At 67.7% G+C, this 18,192-nt stretch carries 21 protein-coding genes; 1 reads left to right on the forward strand and 20 read right to left on the reverse strand.

Annotation, left to right across the window (positions count from 1 at the left end; all coding sequences use genetic code 11):
• Positions 1 to 126 precede the first annotated feature (126 nt).
• Positions 127 to 1,122, forward strand: coding sequence for a hypothetical protein (locus LXT13_RS26275; RefSeq protein ID WP_233375288.1), 996 nt, complete (start codon positions 127 to 129; stop codon positions 1,120 to 1,122).
• 6 nt (positions 1,123 to 1,128) lie between these two features.
• Here LXT13_RS26275 and acpS read toward each other — a convergent pair whose 3' ends face one another.
• The 20 genes from acpS to LXT13_RS26375 form a co-directional block, all read right to left on the reverse strand.
• Positions 1,129 to 1,533, reverse strand: coding sequence for a holo-ACP synthase (acpS, locus tag LXT13_RS26280; protein ID WP_233375289.1), 405 nt, complete (start codon positions 1,531 to 1,533; stop codon positions 1,129 to 1,131).
• A gap of 4 nt (positions 1,534 to 1,537) precedes the next feature.
• Positions 1,538 to 2,305, reverse strand: a complete 768-nt coding sequence (locus LXT13_RS26285) for a pyridoxine 5'-phosphate synthase (RefSeq protein WP_233375290.1) — start codon at positions 2,303 to 2,305, stop codon at positions 1,538 to 1,540.
• A 4-nt stretch (positions 2,306 to 2,309) separates the two neighbouring features.
• Positions 2,310 to 3,059, reverse strand: a complete 750-nt coding sequence (recO, locus tag LXT13_RS26290) for a DNA repair protein RecO (protein WP_233375292.1) — start codon at positions 3,057 to 3,059, stop codon at positions 2,310 to 2,312.
• A gap of 25 nt (positions 3,060 to 3,084) precedes the next feature.
• Positions 3,085 to 4,002: a GTPase Era gene (era, locus tag LXT13_RS26295; RefSeq protein WP_233375293.1), complete on the reverse strand. Its 918-nt coding sequence runs from the start codon at positions 4,000 to 4,002 to the stop codon at positions 3,085 to 3,087.
• The gene (rnc, locus tag LXT13_RS26300) at positions 3,999 to 4,694 is read right to left on the reverse strand and encodes a ribonuclease III (RefSeq protein WP_233375294.1); all 696 of its coding nucleotides are present in this window, start codon (positions 4,692 to 4,694) and stop codon (positions 3,999 to 4,001) included. Before rnc ends, era begins: the two co-directional genes overlap by 4 nt.
• A gap of 16 nt (positions 4,695 to 4,710) precedes the next feature.
• Complete coding sequence (locus tag LXT13_RS26305) at positions 4,711 to 5,097, reverse strand: DUF4845 domain-containing protein (RefSeq protein WP_233375295.1); 387 nt, start codon at positions 5,095 to 5,097, stop codon at positions 4,711 to 4,713.
• A gap of 7 nt (positions 5,098 to 5,104) precedes the next feature.
• Positions 5,105 to 6,082: a signal peptidase I gene (lepB, locus tag LXT13_RS26310; RefSeq protein WP_233375296.1), complete on the reverse strand. Its 978-nt coding sequence runs from the start codon at positions 6,080 to 6,082 to the stop codon at positions 5,105 to 5,107.
• 43 nt (positions 6,083 to 6,125) lie between these two features.
• Positions 6,126 to 7,934 carry a translation elongation factor 4 gene (gene lepA / locus LXT13_RS26315; protein WP_233375297.1) on the reverse strand — a complete coding sequence of 603 codons (1,809 nt, stop codon included), beginning with the start codon at positions 7,932 to 7,934 and terminating at the stop codon, positions 6,126 to 6,128.
• Positions 7,935 to 8,447: 513 nt separating this feature from the next.
• Entirely contained in the window at positions 8,448 to 9,920 is a 1,473-nt protein-coding gene (locus LXT13_RS26320; RefSeq protein WP_419964716.1) for a DegQ family serine endoprotease, read from the reverse strand.
• Between the two features lie 62 nt (positions 9,921 to 9,982).
• Positions 9,983 to 10,537: a sigma-E factor negative regulatory protein gene (locus LXT13_RS26325; RefSeq protein WP_233375300.1), complete on the reverse strand. Its 555-nt coding sequence runs from the start codon at positions 10,535 to 10,537 to the stop codon at positions 9,983 to 9,985.
• Positions 10,534 to 11,109, reverse strand: a complete 576-nt coding sequence (locus LXT13_RS26330) for a sigma-70 family RNA polymerase sigma factor (protein WP_233375301.1) — start codon at positions 11,107 to 11,109, stop codon at positions 10,534 to 10,536. The genes LXT13_RS26325 and LXT13_RS26330 overlap by 4 nt, the downstream gene beginning before the upstream one ends.
• Positions 11,106 to 11,477, reverse strand: a complete 372-nt coding sequence (locus LXT13_RS26335) for a hypothetical protein (protein ID WP_233375302.1) — start codon at positions 11,475 to 11,477, stop codon at positions 11,106 to 11,108. Before LXT13_RS26335 ends, LXT13_RS26330 begins: the two co-directional genes overlap by 4 nt.
• 63 nt (positions 11,478 to 11,540) lie before the next feature.
• The gene (fabF, locus tag LXT13_RS26340; protein WP_233375303.1) at positions 11,541 to 12,785 is read right to left on the reverse strand and encodes a beta-ketoacyl-ACP synthase II; all 1,245 of its coding nucleotides are present in this window, start codon (positions 12,783 to 12,785) and stop codon (positions 11,541 to 11,543) included.
• Positions 12,786 to 12,839: 54 nt separating this feature from the next.
• Complete coding sequence (gene acpP, locus LXT13_RS26345) at positions 12,840 to 13,079, reverse strand: acyl carrier protein (protein ID WP_056204266.1); 240 nt, start codon at positions 13,077 to 13,079, stop codon at positions 12,840 to 12,842.
• Between the two features lie 97 nt (positions 13,080 to 13,176).
• Positions 13,177 to 13,920 (reverse strand): 3-oxoacyl-ACP reductase FabG, encoded by a 744-nt coding sequence (fabG, locus tag LXT13_RS26350; protein ID WP_233375304.1) that lies wholly within the window; start codon positions 13,918 to 13,920, stop codon positions 13,177 to 13,179.
• Between the two features lie 5 nt (positions 13,921 to 13,925).
• Entirely contained in the window at positions 13,926 to 14,870 is a 945-nt protein-coding gene (gene fabD, locus LXT13_RS26355; RefSeq protein ID WP_233375305.1) for an ACP S-malonyltransferase, read from the reverse strand.
• A gap of 22 nt (positions 14,871 to 14,892) precedes the next feature.
• A complete protein-coding gene (locus LXT13_RS26360) occupies positions 14,893 to 15,891 on the reverse strand; it encodes a beta-ketoacyl-ACP synthase III (protein WP_233375306.1) in 999 nt (332 codons plus the stop codon).
• The gene (gene plsX / locus LXT13_RS26365; protein ID WP_233375307.1) at positions 15,888 to 16,985 is read right to left on the reverse strand and encodes a phosphate acyltransferase PlsX; all 1,098 of its coding nucleotides are present in this window, start codon (positions 16,983 to 16,985) and stop codon (positions 15,888 to 15,890) included. The genes LXT13_RS26360 and plsX overlap by 4 nt, the downstream gene beginning before the upstream one ends.
• A gap of 111 nt (positions 16,986 to 17,096) precedes the next feature.
• Complete coding sequence (gene rpmF, locus LXT13_RS26370; RefSeq protein WP_233375308.1) at positions 17,097 to 17,282, reverse strand: 50S ribosomal protein L32; 186 nt, start codon at positions 17,280 to 17,282, stop codon at positions 17,097 to 17,099.
• A gap of 174 nt (positions 17,283 to 17,456) precedes the next feature.
• Complete coding sequence (locus LXT13_RS26375) at positions 17,457 to 18,017, reverse strand: YceD family protein (RefSeq protein ID WP_233375310.1); 561 nt, start codon at positions 18,015 to 18,017, stop codon at positions 17,457 to 17,459.
• Between the last annotated feature and the right edge of the window lie 175 nt (positions 18,018 to 18,192).

The following is an 18,192-nucleotide window of genomic DNA, read 5'->3' on the forward strand; positions in this document are numbered from 1 at the left end:
GGACCTGATCGGTCCCGCACGACCCCGGCCCGGTGAAATTACCCAACGGGCCTGACGAGGGTCCCCCATTCCACCCGCCTACGATGCCAAGGCCTGCCATCCCGGCGGCATTCCTGGAGTCGCTCCGTGTCCGTTCTTTCGCTCCGTTCGCGCCTGGTCGGCGCGCTGCTCACCCTCACCGCCACGGCTGCCCTGGCTGCCAAGCCGGCCACCGAGATGTCGCTGCTCGACATGACACCGCTGCCCAACCAGCACCAGCGGCAGACGATGACGATGCAGATGAAGATGGACATGCGCATGGAGCTCCCCGCGGACGCCAGCGACGAGGACAAGGCCAAGGCCGCCCAGGCGAAGGCCGCGATGCCGATGACGATGAAGGCGCGCATGGAACAGACGCTGCAGACCGGCGCCCAGCGCCCGGATGGCTGGATGCCGCTGTCGCTGGCGCATCGCCAGCTGGAAATGTCGCTGACCAAGGCCACCGGGGTCGCGGTGCCGGTGCCACCGTCGCCCGTCGGCAATCTCGACATCAAGGCCCGCCTGAACACCAAGGACCTGTCGTTCGAGCTGGACGAGGTGCAGGGCCAGCAGGCGATGCCGGAAGGCATGAAGCCATTGATGGCACAGATGATGAAACAGTTCCTCGCCATGGCGCAGGCCGTGCGCGGCCAGAAGCTGAAGGTAGGCGAGAGCTTCGAGATGCCGCTGAACATGGCGCTGCCGATGCCCGTGCCCGGACAGGGCGCAGGCCAGATGCAGGGCCAAGTGCACTACACGCTGAACCGCATCGACAAGGGCATCGCCTACTTCGACGTGGGCGTGAAGATGAACCTCAACACGTCCATGCCCGCCCCCGCCGCTCCGGCCGCGGCTTCCGCAGCGTCTGCGGCCAATGCGGCTTCTGCGCCTGCCGGCGCCGGCCAGCTCAACATGTCCATGCAGGGCGACGGCCAGGGCCAGCTCGCCGTGCGCCTGGCAGACCGGCTCGCGCTGACGAACGACATGACGCTGCAGACCCACATGACGATGACCGGGCCCAACGGCAAGGGCATGCAGATGGACATGGACATGCAGATACAGGCGCGCGGCGAAAGCCTGAAGCGCGGCTCGGCCACGCGCTGACGGCGCTCAGGGCCTCGGCGGCGCGACCTCGACCACGACGAACGCGACCGCGTAGTCCTGTTCGTCGCTGACGGTGACGTGCGCCGTCAGCTGGCGGGCGGCGAACCAGTCGGCCAGCTCGCCGTGCAACGCGATCTCCGGCTTGCCGCTAGGCGCCTTGACGACCTCCATCGCCCGCCACGTCATGGGCATGCGCATGCCCATGCCGATGGCCTTGGAGAAGGCTTCTTTGGCCGCAAAGCGGGTCGCCAGGTAGGCCTCGCCGCGGGCATCGACCTTGGCCCGGCGCTCGCGGAAGACCGCCAGCTCGTGCGGGCCGAGCACCTTTTCGGCGAAGCGTTCGCCGCGCCGCGCGAGCGTCTCGCGGATGCGGCGGATGTCGCAGAGGTCGGTGCCGATGCCGTAGATCATCGCGTCACGCGTAAGCCGTGGCGATGACGCGCTGGTAGGCCTTCACCGTCTCCGCGTAGCCCATCTCCAGCGCGTCGGCGACGAGCGCATGGCCGATGGAGACCTCCTGCACGCCCGGCACATGGCGCAGGAACAGGCTCAGGTTGTCGCGGCTCAGGTCGTGGCCGGCATTGATGCCCAGGCCCACCTTCAACGCCGCCCCGGCGGTGGCCGTGAAGCCGGCCAGCACGTCGGCCTGACGTTCGGTGCCGAAGGCGCTGGCGAAGGTCTCGGTGTAGAGCTCGATGCGGTCCGCGCCCAGCGCGGCGACCGCGGCCATCGCGGCCGGGTTGGGGTCCATGAACAGGCTCACGCGCACGCCCAGGGCCTGCGCCTCGCGGATCAGCGGCTGCAGGCGCTCGGCGTCCTGCGGCAGCGTCCAGCCGTGGTCGGACGTGAACTGGTCTTCCGAGTCCGGCACAAACGTGACCTGATGCGGGCGGTGCTTGCGCACGAAGTCCATCAGGTTCTGCGTCGGGTTGCCCTCGATGTTGAACTCGGCCTGCGGCCAGTCCTTCAGGAAGGCGGCGAGGTCATCCACGTCGCCGGGGCGGATGTGGCGCGCATCGGGCCGGGGGTGCACCGTGATGCCTTGCGCGCCGGCCAGCAGGCATTGCTCGGCGGCGCGCAGCACGCTTGGGATGCCCAGGTGGCGCGTGTTGCGCAGTAACGCGACCTTGTTGACGTTGACGGACAGTGCGCAGCGGCTGCCGGCATGGGCAAGGGGGTTCATGAGGTCACGAATCAAGCAGTTGTTGCACGTCGACCATCAGCGCGCGCGTGCGCAGCGGCTGGTGGCCCAGATGGTAGTGGAGCAGCCCGCGCAGCGTCGTCTTCAGCGCCTGCGGCGCGACAGCGCAGGCCTGGCGCAGCGCCGCGGGGCTGCCATGCAGCAGCGCGGCCTGCAGCTGGATCAGCAGGCTGCCCGGCAGGCTGGCCTCGCTGGCGGGCGGGATGACGCCCGACTCGGGCGACAGCTGGTAGCGCCGCTCGGGGTCGACCACGGCCTGCGTCGGCGCGACGACGCTGAGGTCGGGCAGCAGTCCCAGCTCGGACAACAGCTTCAGCTCGAAGGCGCGCAGCACCGCATCGCCATCACCCAGATGGGCCAGTGCGTCAGCATAGGCGTCGAACAGCGGCGGATGCGGGTCGTGCCGCGCGAGCAGCTTCAGCAGCAATTCGTTGAGGTAGTAGCCGGAGAACAGCGCGGCACCGCCGGGCAGCGTCGCGCCACCGCCCCATTCGGCGCTGCGCAGCGTCTGCACCTCGCCACCGTCGGCCTTGGCCGGCTTGCTGAGGCTGACGGTGATGCGCTGCAGCGGCAGCAGCACGGCGCGCAGTTGGGAGTAAGGCCGCTTGGCTCCCTTGGCGGCCACCGCGATGCGGCCGGAGTCGCGCGTGAACAAGTCCAGGATGAGGCTGGACTCGCTCCAGTCGTGCTGGTGCAGCACGTACGCCTGTTGGGCGGAGGGCAGGCGCGGGCTCATGACTGCCACCCGTCGACGCGGGGCCTCACTCGTAGCCGTAGCTGCGCAGATGCTCTTCGGAGTCCGCCCAGCCGGAGCGCACCTTGACCCACAGTTCCAGGAACACGCGGCCGTCCATCAGGTGCTCCAGCTCCTGGCGGGATTCGGAACCGATGCGCTTCAGCCGCTCGCCACCCTGGCCGATGATCATGCCCTTGTGGGCATCGCGCTCGACGACGATGCTGGCGCTGATGCGGCGCAGCTCGCCCTCGTCTTCCCACTTATCGATGACGACGGTGGACGTGTAGGGCAGCTCGTCGCCGGTCAGGCGGAACAGCTTCTCGCGGATGATCTCGCTGGCCAGGAAGCGCTCGCTGCGGTCGGTCAGCGCGTCTTCCTCGTAGAACCAGCCCTGCTCGGGCAGGTAGGGCTTGAGGATCTTGAAAAGGCGCTGCACGTCGGCCTCCTTCTTGGCCGACAGCGGCACGAACTCCGTGAAGTTGCGCCGTTCGGCCATGCCCTTGAGCCAGGGCGCCAGCTCGGCCCGACGGTTGACGGCATCGAGCTTGTTGGCGATCAGCACGACCGGCTTGTCCTCCGGCAGCAGCGCCAGCACCTTGGCGTCGTCCAGCCCGAAGCGGCCGGCCTCGACGACGAACAGCACGAGGTCCACATCCGCCAACACGCCATGCACTGTGCGGTTCAGCGTGCGGTTGAGCGCGGCGTTATGGCGAGTCTGGAAGCCCGGCGTGTCGACGAAGACGAACTGCGCCTCGTCCACCGTGCGCACGCCCGTGATGCGGTGGCGCGTCGTTTGCGCCTTGTCGGACGTGATGCTGACCTTCTGGCCCACCAGCGCATTGAGCAGCGTCGACTTGCCGACATTGGGCCGGCCGACGATGGCGATGAGACCGCAACGCTGCGGCGGTGTGGCGTCGGGGGCGGCGGGCGTGGGCTCGGTCATGTTCGGCTGCCTCGTTCGGCGGTGAGTCGGTCCAGCAGGCGGCGGGCGGCCTCCTGCTCGGCGGTGCGGCGCGAGCGGCCTTCGCCCAGTTCGGCCACGTCCAGCGCCGGCACGGCGCATTCGACCTCGAAGGTCTGGGCATGCGCCTGGCCACGTGTCGCGACGATGCGGTAGCTGGGTACGGGGATGCGCCGGGCCTGCAACCATTCTTGCAAGGCGGTCTTGGCATCCTTGGCGAAGTCACCGGTGCTGGCCGCGGTGGCGATGGTGTCGCCGAGCAGGCGGCGCACGATGGCCAGCGCCGCGTCGTAGCCTGCATCGATGTAGGCCGCGCCCAGCAGCGCCTCGACGGCATCGGCCAGGATGGACGGCCGCTGTGCACCGCCGCCGCGGGCCTCACCCTCGGACATGCGCATCACGTCCGGCAGGCCCAGGCCCAAGGCGAGTCGATGCAGGCTGTCCTCGCGAACGAGGTGGGCCCGCACGCGCGTCAGGTCGCCTTCGTCGGAACCGGCATAGCGCTCGTAGAGCAGGCTTGACACCGCAAGGCTCAGCACGGCGTCGCCGAGGAACTCGAGGCGCTCGTTGTGATCAGCGCCATAGCTGCGGTGGGTCAGCGCCCGCGTCAGCAACTCGGGCCGCTGGAAGCGGTGGCCCAGGCGGCGCTGCAGGGGGTCGAGCGCAGCGTTCATCGTCGCAGCACCTTCGTCAATGCGACTTGCCGCGGTACTTGATCAACAGGTAGACCGGCCCGAACAGGTCGATTTCCTTGTCCCAGCCGAACTCGATGACGACCTTGTCGTTGCCATCCTTGGAGACGACCAGGTCAGCGCTCTTGATGCTCTGGATGGAGTACTCCACCTGCACCGAGCGGTCGAACTCCTGGCGAACCGCTGGCACGGTGGCCGGGTTGCTCGCGGCGATGCGGTCGACGACACGCTGGACGGTGTAGTACTCCAGCACGGTGGGGAACACCTTCATCGCCACGACGGCCGTGACGCCGACGACGGCGCCCCAGAACAGCAGGCCGATCAGCGTGAGGCCACGCTGGCGGTGGCGGGACGGCGGCGGCAGGGATCGACGGCTGCAGGTCATGAGGGCATCAATTGAAGAAGGTACCGATGCGCTTGAGGTTACCGAAATTCATCCACACCAAGAAGGCCTTGCCGACGATGTTCTCGTCCGGCACGAACCCCCAGAAGCGCGAATCGCGCGAGTTGTCGCGGTTGTCGCCCATCATGAAGTAGTGGCCGGCCGGCACCTTGCACGTCACGCCTTCGATCGTGTAGCGGCAGTTGTCCTGGAAGGGGAACGGGCCGTCGGCCCGGTCCGGGCGGAAGAAATGCTGTGCGTTCGGGTCGACCAGGATCTGGTGCTCCTTCTCGCCGAGCTTCTCCAGGAACAGCGGGCGGTACCTGCGCGCGTCCTCGTCATAGAAGTTGCCCTTCGACTGCACGGGCGCCAGTTGGCCGTTGATGTAGAGCTTCTGCTCGCGGTAGCTGACCTCGTCGCCCGGGATGGCGGCCACGCGCTTGATGAAGTCCGTCGACGGGTCTTCGGGGTAGCGGAAGACCATCACGTCGCCGCGCTGCACGTCGTGGTTGGCGATGATCTTCTTGTTGATGACCGGCAGCCGGATGCCGTAGTGGAACTTGTTGACCAAGATGAGGTCACCCACCAGCAGCGTGGGCACCATGGAGCCCGACGGGATCTTGAACGGCTCGAACAGGAAGCTGCGCAGCAGGAAGACGACGAGGATCACCGGGAACAGGCCGGCGGTCCAGTCCAGCCACCAGGGCTGCTGCAGCAGCTGCTGGCGGGCGGGTTCGATGTCGGAGTCGACGCGGCTGATGCCCTGGGCCGCCAGCGTCTCGCGGCGCTTGGCGTCGTTGTCGACGAGGTTCTGCGCCGCCGCGCGGCGGGCCGGTGCGAAGTGGAAGCGCTCGGCCAGCCAGTACAGCATGGTGACGGCCGTCAGGATGAAGAGCAGCAGCGCGAAGTTGCCGCTCCAGCGTCCGACGTACCAGCCGCCCAGGTAGGCCACCAGGGCCGCGTACAAAACACCGGTCAGAGCGCTCATCAGGGAGGTTTTCAAGGGCGGGGAGTCCAGGCGGTGGAGGGGTTCAGTCGTCGACCTGCAGGATGGCGAGGAAGGCCTCCTGAGGCACCTCGACCGAGCCGATCTGCTTCATGCGCTTCTTGCCGGCCTTTTGCTTTTCCAGCAGCTTGCGCTTGCGGGTGATGTCGCCGCCGTAGCATTTTGCCAGCACGTTTTTGCGCAGCGCCTTGATGTTCTCGCGGGCGATGATGTTGGCGCCGATGGCCGCCTGGATGGCCACGTCGTACATCTGCCGCGGGATCTGCTCGCGCATCTTGGCGGCCACGCCGCGGCCGCGGTACTGGCTCTGGCTGCGGTGCACGATCATGGCCAGCGGGTCGACCTTGTCGCCGTTGATCATGATGTCGACCTTGACGACGTCGGCCGCGCGGTATTCCTTGAACTCGTAGTCCATGGACGCGTAGCCGCGCGACGCGCTCTTCAGCTTGTCGAAGAAGTCCAGCACGATCTCGGCCAGCGGAATCTCGTAGGTCAGCATGACCTGCTTGCCGTGGTAGGCCATGTTGAGCTGCACGCCGCGCTTCTGGTTGGCCAGCGTCATGACGACGCCGACGTAGTCCTGCGGCATGTACAGGTGCACCGTGACGATGGGCTCGCGGATCTCGCGCATGCGGCCCACGTCGGGCATCTTGGACGGGTTTTCGACCTGGATGACCGTGCCGTCGTTCAGCTCCACCTCGTAGATGACGCTGGGCGCGGTCGTGACGAGGTCCTGGTCGAACTCACGCTCCAGGCGCTCCTGCACGATCTCCATGTGCAGCAGGCCCAGGAAGCCGCAGCGGAAGCCGAAGCCGAGAGCCTGCGATACCTCGGGCTCGTAGCGCAGCGACGAGTCGTTGAGGCTGAGCTTCTCCAGCGCGTCGCGCAGCTGGTCGTACTCGCTGGCCTCGGTCGGGTACAAACCCGCGAACACCTGCGGCTGGATCTCCTTGAAGCCCGGCAGCGCCTCGGTCGCGGGGCCGGCGTTGTTGGGCAGCTTCTTTTCCAGCGTGACGGTGTCGCCGACCTTGGCCGCGGCCAGTTCCTTGATGCCGCAGATGATGAAGCCCACCTCGCCGGCCTTCAGGCCGTCGCGGTTCTCGCTCTTGGGTGTGAACACGCCCAGGTGCTCGATCGGGTAGACCGAGTTGGTCGCCATCATGCGGATGCGCTCGCCCTTGCGCAGTTCGCCGTCCACCACGCGCACCAGCATGACGACGCCAACGTAGTTGTCGAACCAGGCGTCGATGATCATCGCGCGCGGCGGCGCGTCGGGGTTGCCGCGCGGGGGCGGCATGCGGGCGATGACGGCCTCCAGGATCTCGTCGATGCCCATGCCGGTCTTGGCCGAGCAGGGGATGGCGTTGTCGGCATCGATGCCGATGACGTCCTCGATCTCGGCCTTGGCGTTGTCCGGGTCAGCGGACGGCAGGTCCATCTTGTTCAGCACCGGCACGACCTCGACGCCGAGGTCCAGCGCCGTGTAGCAGTTGGCCACCGTCTGCGCCTCGACGCCCTGCGACGCGTCCACCACCAGCAGCGCACCCTCGCACGCCGACAGCGACCGGCTGACTTCATACGAGAAGTCCACATGCCCCGGCGTGTCGATGAGGTTCAGGTTGTAGACCTGTCCATCCTTGGCCTTGTACTGCAGCGCGGCGGTCTGAGCCTTGATCGTGATGCCGCGCTCGCGCTCCAGGTCCATCGAGTCCAGCACCTGCGCTTCCATCTCGCGATCGCTCAGCCCGCCGCAGCGCTGGATGATCCGGTCGGCCAGCGTGCTCTTGCCGTGGTCGATGTGGGCAATGATGGAGAAATTGCGGATGTGGTTCATGAGGTCTTGATCTGCGCTGCCGGAGCAGGACACAAGGGCGGGAGCCCTTGCAGCGCAAGTTCACATCGCTGGCGATGTGAAGCCGCGAAGCGGCGTGCTGAAGCTAAAAAAAAGGCACGTCGAAGAGGTGACGCGCCTTCCAACAAAAGGTATGGCAACTGCTTGTTGGGCCTTCATTGTAGCCAAAAGGGTCGGCCGGGAAACCGCACCAGCATTGGTTTTCCGGTCGTTGCAGCCCGCCAACAGCGATTTTTAACCACAGCTTATCCACAGATGCTTGTGGATCTCCTGTGGATCAAACCGAGCGTACAGAACCAGCGTCCGATTCACGCGCTCGCGACCGCTATCGAGCCCTTGCCAAGCCTCGATTTTAGCTCGCGGCAAGAACAATCCGCTCGACGCACACACAAGTTAGCCGGCGCCAACTTCAGCAGACGGTGGACAACCGGCCTGGCCGGCCGACCGGATTTGCCGCATCGCGGAAAGCCCGATCTGGCAGCCCAGGCTTGTGCATCAACGCGCCGGCTTCAGCAGCACGAAGCTGGTCACGTCGTCCCGGCGCACGACCAGGTTGATGGCCTTGTTCTTGTCGGCCTTGGCGATCTGCGCCTGGAACGCCTTGACGGTCGCGACCTCGACGTTGTCGACCGACAGGATCAGGTCGCCCTCGCGCAGGCCGGCTCGCGCCGCAGCCCCGGTCGCGCTGTCGACCTTCACGCCGGACTTCAGCTTGAGGTCCTTGCGCTGCGCCTCGGGCACGTCAGACACCTTCAGGCCCAGCGCGGCGCTGGGCGCATTGGCGGGCGCCTCATCCTTGCTGCCATCGTCGCTGTCACTGCTGCCTGGCTTCTTGCTGCGCTCGTCCTCGCCGATGGTGACGACGATGTCCTTGGTCGCGCCACGGCGGAACACCGTCAGCGTCGTCTTGGCGCCCGGCTTCACGGCGGCCACGAGCCGACGCAGGTCGGCCGCACGCTCCACAATCTTGCCGTCGACCTTGGTCACCACGTCGCCACCCTCGACGCCGGCCTTCTCGGCCGGGCTGCCGGCCACGACGGAGCGGATGACCGCACCCTGCGGTTTGCCCAGGCCGATGGCCTCGGCAATTTCCTTCGTGATGTCATCAGGCAGCACGCCCAGGTAGCCGCGCACGACGCGGCCGCCAGCGCGGAGTTCGTCGGCCACGCGGATCGCGTCGGCGATCGGGATCGCGAACGAGATGCCCATGTAGCCGCCGCTCTGGCTGTAGATCTGCGAGTTGATGCCGATGACCTCGCCGCGAAGGTTGACGAGCGGGCCGCCGGAGTTGCCGGGGTTGATGGCCACGTCGGTCTGGATCAGCGGCAACAGGTCGCCGGTGTCGCGCTGCTTGGCGCTGACGATGCCGGCCGTGACCGTGTTCTCCAGCCCGAACGGCGAGCCGATGGCCATGACCCATTCGCCGACCTTGGCCTTGTTGCTGTCGCCGACCTTGACGACCGGCAGCCCGGTGGCCTCGACCTTCACGACGGCAACGTCGGAGCGCTGGTCAGCACCGATCAGCTTGGCCTTGAGCTCGCGCTTGTCCGTCAGCGTCACGATGACTTCGTCGGCACCCTGCACGACGTGGGCATTCGTCAGCACATAGCCATCGGCCGTCAGGATGAAGCCGGAGCCGACGCCACGGCGCATCGGGCCGTCGTCGTCGGGCGTGCCGCCGCCACGCGGCGCGCCGCGGCGCTGGTTGGGCACCGGGATGCCGAAGCGGCGGAAGAACTCCTGCATCTGCTCGTTCATCTCCGCCTGGCCTTCGTTCATCTTGATCTTCTCGGCCGTGCGGATGTTGACGACGGCCGGGCCGACGCGCTCGACCACCTCGCTGAAGTCCGGCAGGTCGCGCGGCTGGGCGACGGCCGGCGCCTGGCCGAGCGCCAAGGTCATGGCCAATGCGGTGGCCGAGAGCAGATGACGTGCATGGGCGGGTGTGAAACGGTACTCAGCGTGCATAAACGGTTCCAGTGGAGACGGGAGCAGCGGCAGACGATACAGGGAACGCAGCCAGGCTCGATTCAAGGCCGGGCCCGCGATGCCGCGGGCTCGGGGGCAGCGGCGCCCCAATCGATGATCTGCGCACCCGCCTGCGGCGCCAAAGAATATTCCTGAATGTTTTCCTGACTGTTGCCCCAGACAGTGAGCGTACGCCCCGTGGCAGCCTGGGCGAAGCTCATGCCGACAAGACCCTGCGGCAGCGACGCCCCGCCCGTGGCCACGGTGACCGGCTCGGGTGCGGCGAAGGGGCGCAGCGCACCGAGGCCAACCGCCATCGCGACGAAACCGGCCGCCACGGCCAACGGCGCGAACCAGTCGCGGCGGCGCGGATGGTCGATGACGGACGCCGGCAGCCGCGCGTGCAGGGCGTCGAGCAACGCCGCCGGATCGCGGTGCAGAGTCGGCAATTCGGCGGAGCGCAATCCATCGCCCGCGGCGTGCCACAGCGCCCAGCGCTCGCGCAGCGCCGGGTCGCGCGCCCACGCCGCCTTCACGAGAGACCATTCCGCCGGCGTCGCACGGCCGTCCATGACGGCGGACAGCGCCTCGTTCAGCGCCTGGTCGCCGGCCGTCATCGCCAGCCTCCGCCGCTCAGCAGCGGCCGCAGCCGCGTGGCCAGCGCCTCCCGGGCGCGGAAGATGCGCGAACGCACCGTGCCCGCGGGGCAATCCATCAGGTCGGCAATCTCGTCGTAGCTCAAGCCATCCACCTCTCTCAACAGCAGTGCCCGGCGCTGGTCCTCGGCCAGGGCGTCGACCGCCTCGTTCAGGCCCACCGCCAGCTGGCGGCTGGCGAGCAAGGCTTCGGGGGTCGCATCGTCGGTTGGAGACGGCTCGCTGCCAAAAGTTCCCTCGTCGTCATCAAGCGATTCGACAGGGCGCTGCCGGCCGCGGTGGCGCTGTGCCGCGTTGATGGCGATGCGGTAGAGCCAGGTGTAGAACGCACTGTCGCCACGGAATGCCGGCAATGCGCGGTAGGCGGCCAGGAAGGTCTCCTGGCACAGGTCGGCGACGTCGGCCGAGTCATACACGCTGCGCGACAGCAGCCGCTCGACGCGCCGCTGGTACTTCAGCACCAGCATGTCGAAGGCCACGCGGCTGCCGGCCTGCGCCTCGCGGACCAACAGCGCGTCGGCGTCGGCACTCATCGCGACAAAGCACCGCCCGGCGCGGCGAACAAGGTGGCGCGCAATGCGCCCCACGAAGCCGGCTGGCGGGCACGGGACAGCGCCAGCCAGAGCGGCCCGGGCATGGCGCGCGGCAACGGCCGGTGGTCGATATCGATCAGCACGGCGAGTTGGACGGCGGTTTCATGATGCCGGCCGTCTTCCGCCAGCCACGAAGCGTCGCCATCCCATCGCGTGCAGCGCAGAGGTATGGCGGAGGTACGCCAGGCCCAGCAGACTAGGAGCGGGGCAGCCAGCCACGCCGGCCAGGCGTAGGGCCAGTGGCTGACGGCGGCAACCACCAGGCCCGCCGAAATCAAAGCAGCAATCAACGCGATCCGTGTGCGCATCGCCGGCTCCGGAAGCACGTGCACGACGACCGGCGGCGTGCGACGCATCGCCGACGCGCGCGGTCAGACGCGCTTGAAGATCAGCGTGCCGTTGGTGCCGCCGAAGCCGAAGTTGTTCTTCGCGGCGACGTCGATCTTCATCGGCCGCGCCTCGTTGGCGCAGTAGTCCAGGTCGCACTCGGGATCCTGGTTGAAGATGTTGATGGTCGGCGGCGCGACCTGGTCGCGGATGGCCAGCGCCGTGAAGACCGACTCGATGCCGCCCGCGCCGCCCAGCAGGTGGCCGGTCATGGACTTCGTCGAGCTGACGACCATCTGCTTGGCGTGGTCGCCGAAGGCCAGCTTGACCGCGTTAGTCTCGTTCACGTCGCCCAGCGGCGTAGAGGTGCCGTGCGCGTTCATGTACTGGACCTGGTCGGGGTTGATGCCCGCATTGCGCAGCGCCGCGCGCATGGAACGCTTGGGGCCGTCGACGTTGGGCGCGGTCATGTGGTACGCGTCCGCCCCCATGCCGAAACCTGCCAGTTCGCAGTAGATCTTGGCGCCGCGCTTCTTGGCGTGTTCGTACTCTTCGAGCACCAGCACGCCGGCGCCCTCGCCCAGCACAAAGCCGTCGCGGTCCTTGTCCCAGGGACGGGACGCGGTGGCGGGATCGTCGTTGCGGGTGGACAGCGCCCGGGCCGCGGCGAAGCCGCCGATGCCCAGCGGCGACACCGCACCTTCGGCACCGCCCGCGATCATCACGTCGGCGTCGCCGTACTCGATGAGGCGTCCGGCTTCGCCGATGGCGTGCAGGCCCGTGGTGCAAGCCGTCACGATCGCCAGGTTCGGGCCTTGGAAGCCGAACTGGATGGAAACGTGGCCAGAGATCATGTTGATGATCGAGGCCGGGATGAAGAACGGCGAGATGCGGCGCGGACCGCGGTTGATCAGCTCGGTCTTGGTGTCCTCGATCAGCGGCAGGCCGCCGATGCCGGAACCCACGAGCACGCCGATGCGCTCAGCCTGTTCTTCGGTCAGTTGATCGCCGGTAGGGATACCGGAGTCACGCACCGCCTGCATGGCCGCAGCCAGGCCGTAATGGATGAAGCCATCCATGTGCCGGGCTTCCTTCGCGGGGATGTAATCCTCGATGTTGAAGCCCTTGACCTCACCCGCGAAATGGCACGCCAGATTGCTGGCGTCAAAGCGGGTGACGGTGGCGATGCCGGAACGACCGGCGAGGATATTGGCCCAGCCTTCGGCAACGGTGTTGCCGACAGGGCTGATCAAGCCAAGACCGGTGACAACGACGCGGCGACGGGTCATGCGGTGCGGATCAGGGATCAGAGTTGCAAGAGAAGGGAGCGACTCAAAAGGCGCTCAGGCCTTCTGGTGCTTGACGGCGTAGTCGATCGCCAGCTGCACGGTGGTGATCTTCTCGGCCTCTTCGTCGGGAATCTCGATGCCGAACTCATCTTCGAGGGCCATCACCAGTTCCACGGTGTCCAGAGAATCGGCGCCCAGGTCGGCGACGAAAGCCTTTTCGTTCGTGACGTCGGCTTCCGCCACGCCGAGTTGCTCGGCGATGATTTTCTTGACTCGTGCTTCGATATCGCTCATGACTCCTCCAGGAGGGGTTTGCAGAAAACAGCCCGCCATTCTACGGGCTCTAGAGTTACACCCCTAGGTGGGGAAGGTAGGTGGCTGCCCTTGGCCCTCAGGCCATGTACATGCCGCCGTTGACGTGCAGCTCGGTGCCGGTGATGTAGGCCGCACCGGGCGACGCGAGGAACACCACTGCGGCTGCGATCTCGTCCGGCGCGCCGAGGCGGCCCAGAGGGATCTGCGCGAGCAGCGCGGTCTTTTGCGCTTCAGGCAGGACCTCGGTCATGTCGGTCGCGATGAAGCCGGGCGCCACGCAGTTGACGGTGATACCGCGGCTGCCCAGTTCGCGGGCCAGCGAGCGCGTCAGCCCGGCCACGCCGGCCTTGGCCGCAGCGTAGTTGGCCTGGCCGGCATTGCCGGACGCGCCGACGACGGACGTGATGTTGATGATGCGGCCCGTGCGCTGCTTCATCATCGGCTTGGTCGCCGCACGCGCGAGGCGGAAGACGGCCTTGAGGTTGGTGTCCAGCACGGCGTCCCAGTCCTCGTCCTTCAGACGCATGGACAGCATGTCGCGCGTGATACCGGCGTTGTTGACGAGGACGTGCAGGCCGCCCTCCTTCGCGACGATGTCGTCGACGGCGGCCTGGGCCGCCGCGCCATCGGTCACGTTCAGCACGATGCCGCGGCCGCCATGGGCCGCCAGCGCCTCGGTGATGCCGGCCGCACCGGACTCGGACGTGGCCGTGCCGATGACACGCCAGCCGGCTTCGGCCAGGCGCTGCGCGATGGCGCGGCCGATGCCGCGGCTTGCGCCGGTGACGAGGGCAACGCCCAAGGATGCGGATTCAGTCATGTGGTTCAGGCTCCAAGCAGCGTGCGAGCCTCGGCGAGCGAGGCGGGGTCGAAGACGCAGGCAGCCTGCAGCTCGGCGTCGATGCGCTTGGCCATGCCGGTCAGCACCTTGCCGGGCCCGGCCTCGATGATGTGGCCGACGCCACGGGCCTTCAGCGCCTGCACGACCTCGACCCAGCGCACCGGGCCGAAGGCCTGGCGGTAGAGCGCGTCGCGCAGCGCATCGGTGCTGCCGGTGACGGCGACGTCGATGTTGTTGATGACGGGGAACGCCGCCGACTGGAACTGCACCGAGGCCAGCTTCTCCTTCAGCCGTTCGGCCGCCGGCTTCATCAGGCTGGAGTGGAACGGCGCGGAGACCGGCAGCGGCAGCGCGCGCTTGGCACCAGCGGCCTTCAGCAGCTCGGCAGCTTTCTCGGCGCCGGCCTTGCTGCCGGCGATGACGGTCTGCTTGGGGTCGTTGAAGTTGACGGCCTCGATGGCTTCGCCCGTCTCGGCGGCCGCCTTGGCGCAGCCCTCGCGGACGGCGTCGCCGTCCAGGCCCAAGATGGCGTACATCGCGCCGGCACCGACCGGCACGGCCTCCTGCATGGCCTGGGCGCGGAAGCGTACCAGAGGCAGCGCGTCGGCCAGGCTCAGCGCGCCGGCGGCGACCAGCGCCGTGTATTCACCCAGCGAGTGACCGGCAGCGGCCACGGGCGTGAGACCCGTCTCGGCGACGAAGGCACGCCAGCAGGCGATGCCAGCTGTCAGCATGACGGGCTGGGTGTTGGTCGTCAGGTCCAGCTGGTCCTTGGGGCCGGCGTGGATCAGCGCGCCGATGTCCTCGCCAAGGGCGGTGGAGGCTTCGTCGAGCGTGCGGCGGACTTCCGGGTGGTCGCTGAAGGCGTCGAGCATGCCGACGGCCTGCGAACCCTGGCCGGGGAAGACAACGGCAAAGGGAGCAGTCATGAAAGAACTCGGTAGATCGGGATCAGTAGTTGAGCAGCGCGGCGCCCCACGTGAAGCCACCGCCCACGCCCTCGAGCATGACGGTGTCGCCGCGCTGGATGCGGCCACTGCGCACCGCAACGTCCAGTGCCAGCGGCACGGACGCTGCCGACGTGTTGCCATGCTCGTCGACGGTGACGATGAGCTTGTCCAGCGACATGCGCAGCTTCTTGGCCGTGCCTTGCATGATGCGGATGTTGGCCTGGTGGGGGATCAGCCAGTCGATGTCGGCATCGGTCATGCCGGCCTTGTCGAGCACCGAGCGGGCCACCTTCTCCAGCACGCCGACAGCGAGCTTGAATACGGCCTGGCCGTCCATGCGCAGCAGCGGCGAGCCGATCACCTGGCCACCAGCGACGGTGCCCGGCGTGCAGAGGATGTCGACATGACGCGCGTCGGCATGCAGCTGGGTCGCGAGGATGCCCGGCGTATCGCTGGCCCCCAGCACGACGGCGCCCGCGCCATCGCCGAACAGCACGCAGGTCGTGCGGTCCTTGAAATCGAGGATGCGCGAGAAGGTCTCGGCACCGACGACCAGCGCCTTGCTCGCCGCGCCGGTCTTGATCATTGAATCCGCCACGCTCAGCGCGTAGACGAAGCCGGCGCAGACGGCCTGCACGTCGAAGGCCGCGCAGCCGAACGCGCCGAGCTTCTTCTGCAGCAGGCAGGCAGTGGACGGGAAGACCATGTCGGGCGTGGACGTCGCGACGATGATCAGGTCCAGCTCCTCGGCCTTGACGCCGGCAGCTTCCAGCGCGGCCTGCGCCGCCGGGAAGGCCAGATCGCTCGACGCCTGATCGGCCGCGGCGAAATGCCGGGCGCGGATGCCTGTGCGCTCGACGATCCACTCGTCCGAGGTCTCGATGCCGTCAGCCGCGAGGCGGGCCGCGAGATCCTGATTGGTGACCCGGTCAGCCGGCAGGAAGCTGCCAGTGCCGAGGATGCGAGAAAAGCGGGGGGAGGTGTTTCCTGTGGGGCTCATGCAGCCTGCGCGACGGAATTCGCCGCGTTGTCTCCGCCGTCGCCCGCCTTGGCTTGCAGCGTGGCGACGATGCGGTCGTGGACCCGGTCCAGCAGCCGGTTGCGGGCGGCATCATAAGCGCGGGCCAGCGCCTGCTCGAACGCGAAGGCGTCCGCCGAGCCATGGCTCTTGAAGACAAGGCCGCGCAGGCCCAGCAGAGCCGCGCCGTTGAACCGGCGATGGTCCACGCGGCGCCTGAAGGCATTGAGCACCGGCAGCGCCACCAGCGCGGCGGCCTTGGTCAGCAGGCTGCGGCTGAATTCCTCCTTGATGAAGGCCGCCAGCATCGTCGCCAGCCCCTCCGAGGTCTTCAGCATGACGTTGCCCACGAAGCCGTCGCAGACGACGAGGTCCGTCGTACCCTTGTAGATGTCGTTGCCTTCGACATTGCCATGGAAGTTCAGACGGCCCGCAGCGCCGGCGGCGCGCAGCAGCTCGCCGGCCTGCTTGATGGTTTCGTTGCCCTTGATGACTTCCTCGCCGATGTTCAGCAGGCCGACGCTCGGGTTCTCGTTGCCTTCGACGGCCGCCACCAGCGCGCTGCCCATCAGCGCAAACTGCAGGAGATGCTCCGCCGTGCAGTCGACATTGGCGCCGAGGTCCAGCACGGTCGTGAAGCGGCCTGTCTGGTTGGGCACGACGGTCGCGATGGCGGGCCGGTCGATGCCGTCCAGTGTCTTGAGCAGGTAGCGCGCCACCGCCATCAGTGCGCCGGTGTTGCCCGCCGACACGCAGGCGTGCGCCGGCGGCACCTGGCCTTCGCCTTCGGCCTTGAGCTGCTGCAGCGCCACGCGCATGGATGAATCGCGCTTGCGGCGCAACGCCACCTCGACCGGGTCGTCCATCGCGACCACCTCACTGGCGGCGACAACGCGGCAGCGCGGCCAGCCCGCGGCCGCCGTCAATGCCTCGGGCTGGCCGACGAGGATCAGCTCGGCCTCGGGATGCTTGTCCAGAAACGACCGGCAGGCCGGCAGCGTGACGCCCGGGCCGTGGTCGCCGCCCATACAGTCGACGGCCAACCGGACGGGTTCGGACAGGGAACTACGGGTCATTGCAGGGGTTGAGGTGAGCCACAAAGACCAAACCCGGCGCTGCGCGGTACGCAGGCCGGGTCGGCATGTTCTTTACAAGTGCCGCGCCGCGCCAGGCGGCGCGCAGCAGCATCAGGCCGCGTCGGCCTTGCTCTTCAGCACCTTGCGGCCACGGTAGAAGCCGTTGGGGCTGATGTGGTGACGCAGGTGCACTTCGCCCGTCGTCGGCTCGATGGCCGTGCCCGGGTTGACCAGGGCGTTGTGGGAACGGTGCATGCCGCGCTTGGAAGGCGACTTCTTGTTTTGCTGAACGGCCATGAAATTCTCCGAATTCTGCGGAACAGGGTGCGGGGTTTGGGGTTGCGACCCCTCGGGGCGAGCGCGGAACTCGAGCCCCAGGCCGCAGAAAAGCCCACGAGTGTAGCACCGCGGGTGAAATCCGCCAAGCCGGATGGCTGACGGCTTGCGAAACAGCGCCACGGCCCATGCCGCTCAGGCGCCGCCGCCGCGCTTGAGTGCCGACAGCTTGGCGAACGGGTTCGGGCGCTCGCCCTCTTCTTCGTCGACGCCCGCGGGGTCCTGCGTCGCAAGCAGCGGCTCAGGGCATACATCATGGCGAGGCACCAACGGCAGCGTCAGCAGCAGCTCATCCTCAATGAGCTCACGGGCATCCAGGTGGCGCGGCAGCGCCAGCACGTCGTCGTCGCTGTCCGCATCCAGCGCAGCGGCTTCGACCTCCGTGTCAACGAAGCGGATCCAGCGATCGATATCGACCTGCTCCTCGACGGGCTGCAGGCAACGCTGGCAGGTCAGCGCGACGCGCGCAGAGGCCGTCACATGCAACCAGGTCTGCGCCGCACCGCCCTTGGGTTGGCGAACCTCGCCCTGAAGCTGCCAGCGCACCGGTTGCCATGCCGCCGCGGGCGCTTCGGGCGCCCCGGAGTCGGCCAGTCGCTGCAGCGACGCAGCCGGCCATTGCCCCTCCAGAGCGGCGCCCTCTCGGGCGAAGACGGCAAGGTCGAGCTTCTCGGGAACAAAGGCACGCGGTTTCATTGGTAGATGTTGGCCCTGTTGCGGGCCCATAGGTCGTTAACAGAGCCAACACCCCCGTTCAAACCGTGCGTGCGGATTTCCCGCACACGGCTTACCAGTGGTCCGTCGGCTCGCAGCATTACGCGGATCTCCCTTTGACAGGAGCGTTGCCCGGGTAGCGGATCGTTCCGCGCAG

The organism is Pelomonas cellulosilytica, from assembly GCF_021353265.1.
Classification (GTDB): Bacteria; Pseudomonadota; Gammaproteobacteria; order Burkholderiales; family Burkholderiaceae_C; genus Pelomonas; species Pelomonas cellulosilytica.

Bases quoted from the DNA above. Each gene is read 5' to 3' on its own strand.
- acpS (WP_233375289.1), bottom strand. From the start codon at position 1,533: ATGATCTACGGCATCGGCACCGACCTCTGCGACATCCGCCGCATCCGC.
- LXT13_RS26285 (WP_233375290.1), bottom strand. From the start codon at position 2,305: ATGAACCCCCTTGCCCATGCCGGCAGCCGCTGCGCACTGTCCGTCAAC.
- recO (WP_233375292.1), bottom strand. From the start codon at position 3,059: ATGAGCCCGCGCCTGCCCTCCGCCCAACAGGCGTACGTGCTGCACCAG.
- era (WP_233375293.1), bottom strand. From the start codon at position 4,002: ATGACCGAGCCCACGCCCGCCGCCCCCGACGCCACACCGCCGCAGCGT.
- rnc (WP_233375294.1), bottom strand. From the start codon at position 4,694: ATGAACGCTGCGCTCGACCCCCTGCAGCGCCGCCTGGGCCACCGCTTC.
- LXT13_RS26305 (WP_233375295.1), bottom strand. From the start codon at position 5,097: ATGACCTGCAGCCGTCGATCCCTGCCGCCGCCGTCCCGCCACCGCCAG.
- lepB (WP_233375296.1), bottom strand. From the start codon at position 6,082: ATGAGCGCTCTGACCGGTGTTTTGTACGCGGCCCTGGTGGCCTACCTG.
- lepA (WP_233375297.1), bottom strand. From the start codon at position 7,934: ATGAACCACATCCGCAATTTCTCCATCATTGCCCACATCGACCACGGC.
- LXT13_RS26320 (WP_419964716.1), bottom strand. From the start codon at position 9,920: ATGCACGCTGAGTACCGTTTCACACCCGCCCATGCACGTCATCTGCTC.
- LXT13_RS26325 (WP_233375300.1), bottom strand. From the start codon at position 10,537: ATGACGGCCGGCGACCAGGCGCTGAACGAGGCGCTGTCCGCCGTCATG.
- LXT13_RS26330 (WP_233375301.1), bottom strand. From the start codon at position 11,109: ATGAGTGCCGACGCCGACGCGCTGTTGGTCCGCGAGGCGCAGGCCGGC.
- LXT13_RS26335 (WP_233375302.1), bottom strand. From the start codon at position 11,477: ATGCGCACACGGATCGCGTTGATTGCTGCTTTGATTTCGGCGGGCCTG.
- fabF (WP_233375303.1), bottom strand. From the start codon at position 12,785: ATGACCCGTCGCCGCGTCGTTGTCACCGGTCTTGGCTTGATCAGCCCT.
- acpP (WP_056204266.1), bottom strand. From the start codon at position 13,079: ATGAGCGATATCGAAGCACGAGTCAAGAAAATCATCGCCGAGCAACTC.
- fabG (WP_233375304.1), bottom strand. From the start codon at position 13,920: ATGACTGAATCCGCATCCTTGGGCGTTGCCCTCGTCACCGGCGCAAGC.
- fabD (WP_233375305.1), bottom strand. From the start codon at position 14,870: ATGACTGCTCCCTTTGCCGTTGTCTTCCCCGGCCAGGGTTCGCAGGCC.
- LXT13_RS26360 (WP_233375306.1), bottom strand. From the start codon at position 15,891: ATGAGCCCCACAGGAAACACCTCCCCCCGCTTTTCTCGCATCCTCGGC.
- plsX (WP_233375307.1), bottom strand. From the start codon at position 16,985: ATGACCCGTAGTTCCCTGTCCGAACCCGTCCGGTTGGCCGTCGACTGT.
- rpmF (WP_233375308.1), bottom strand. From the start codon at position 17,282: ATGGCCGTTCAGCAAAACAAGAAGTCGCCTTCCAAGCGCGGCATGCAC.
- LXT13_RS26375 (WP_233375310.1), bottom strand. From the start codon at position 18,017: ATGAAACCGCGTGCCTTTGTTCCCGAGAAGCTCGACCTTGCCGTCTTC.